1 protein-coding gene is annotated in these 2,208 nt (G+C 51.6%); it reads right to left on the minus strand.

Translation table 11 applies throughout. The features are described 5' to 3' along the window. Window positions 1–1,715 precede the first annotated feature (1,715 nt). Window positions 1,716–2,208, minus strand: a 493-nt coding sequence (locus AO277_RS12745) for a hypothetical protein (RefSeq protein WP_218962513.1), incomplete at its 5' end; no start/stop codon positions are given.

A 2,208-nucleotide genomic window follows, 5' to 3' on the forward strand; every position in this document is an offset into this window, starting at 1 on the left:
CGGAGAGTTCGTAACGCTTTGCCATGCGGGCCTCCAGCCAATCATGGCGGCAATTCTACCCCAGCCGACTTTTCGTACAAAACCTAGCCAGCGATCAAAAGCTCATTATATTTCTTGGGCACCAGCGCTATTTCACCCCACGCCAGATCCTCAACCGCAAGGCCGCTTCCGTTCTTGGTGATCGCGCCATAAAACATGACAATCCTTCCCACCGCGTCCTCGGTGATGCTTTTGTCTCTACAGAACCCATCGGTCATTTTGACGGTAAAATCGCCGGCCACTTTCGAGCATCTCAACCGTGTCATCCGGATGTTGTAGCGTTGACTGCCTGCATTCCAACTACTGGCTATCTTGCCGAAATAGAGCTTTTTTACTTGCTCTTTGTCTAGGATACCCTTGTCTAGATCGGCCACATCCGTAAGCAATTCAGCCAGCTTCACCGCGTGGACTCCCCCCGGTAGGACAAAATATTTGTCTTTGTTCTTTTCAAAATTTCGGCATATGCCTGCGACAGTGGTGATAGTACTCGGCAACTCGAATGATTCACCCTGATGTCTCCCAATTGGGACTTCTGATAAAGGCCCGACAATGTCTTCAACAGGGGTCTCGTCATATTCGGTGCCTGGTGTGAGATCTACTTCTGGTTTGTCCTGTAGAAATTCTTTCACTACGGCCAAGTGCTCATGCTCAATAGCTCGTCGAGCCTCTTCCGAGGTGTCGTATCGCTTGCCTACCGGCTTCTTTGCCCTCAACACGCAACCAATGTGCTGCCACCTCTTCAGGTGGCGATAGAACGGGTCGCGCTGGTTAGTGAATACATCTTTTTTCCGAGGCGTACGCTCGACATTTGTGAAGCAACCTGGGCAAAACAGATTACCAATCATGTCATCTTCGTATTCGTCTGGCGCAACGCGGCGGCTGGCCTTTAAGACATCCCGGTTTCCCTTCTNTCTTTTGGCGGTCATGAGCTATCTATCCTTGATGAATAGTGCCAAATAGCCACACCTCTGTTGATTTTTCAAGTCTTTGGTTGATCCGATATCAGCTGTGTAGATTACTGCACCCTGTAGCGTTTTCACCAACCGATCAGCACCGAGAATATTGGGGATGAGACCAACCCATCACATTGAGACCGGATCGCCTCTTTCGTCAAAGCCGGAATTACGGCTTTCAGATGTGCTCAGCTTTGAGCAAACCTCAAACACGCCCAAACGCTGGCCTCCCGTTTCGGTAGGGCAGGTATTCCCCCGATGGGGTGAACGATTCGTTCGGCCTGTTCTACACCAATGGTGGGGAATTCCCTCAGTTTGAGGAAAACCCAGAAGCTGATGCCCTGGCTCAGATCTGATCCATTCCCCATTGGGGGTTCGGCCCTACTTCTGGATTTCAAATCCAGATGCACGCGTTTTTGCTCACATCTCAAAGTGAGCCAGGATCACTTTTACGACCTCCCCGTAAAAGCCTGAACACAGGCCCGGCAACAGTGCAGATGCCGGAATTTTTTCCGCCATCTCAAAGTGGGATTTTTCCACTTCGCTCCTGCAGATAGATCGGCTGATACCCAAGCCGATCTATCTGCACCCTTACTGGGTAGTGCCTGGCACCGGGCAAGACTGCCCCCGATTCCGGTCACTAAGCCCCACAGGAAGATCGGCAAGGAGTTTTGCCGATGTCCCGAAAGCTCGGGGCATCTCTTGGCTGGATCTAAAATCTGATCAAGGTTGTGCTTGTCTGCCCAGCTTCGCCGCACGGACGAACTCAAGCGCTTCTAAAAACACATCAGAGAGTTCTTGCCTAGAAATAACTTCGCTCTCGTTTAGCTGCCAGGCAATACCATATTTGAAATCAAGGCCAGGATAAGCGACGTGGTAATCGGTTGCTCGATGCTTTCCTGCCGCTTCAAATTTGGCCAACGGCACACGTACCCGGGCAAACCGATCTCTTGCTTCCTTCAGTCGCTCGGCTACATCCTGCGGGTCATCACTTTGCCCCTCCCTTACGCGTTGGGCGAGGGTGCGTAGAATCTCATAGGCTCCCAGCACCCAAAGATAGGATTGAGTCTTATGGGACTGAATAGAATCATGGTCATAAAGCGCATTCATCTGTTCTGGGCGTGCCCGGACAAAAGCCGCATCGGCACAGCATATGAACCGCCCCGGGTTTCTCGGAGACCCTTTTGTTTGAGTCATGCCACCTGGGCAGACTCGG

Source organism: Pseudomonas amygdali, assembly GCF_002699855.1.
Lineage (GTDB): Bacteria > Pseudomonadota > Gammaproteobacteria > Pseudomonadales > Pseudomonadaceae > Aquipseudomonas > Aquipseudomonas amygdali.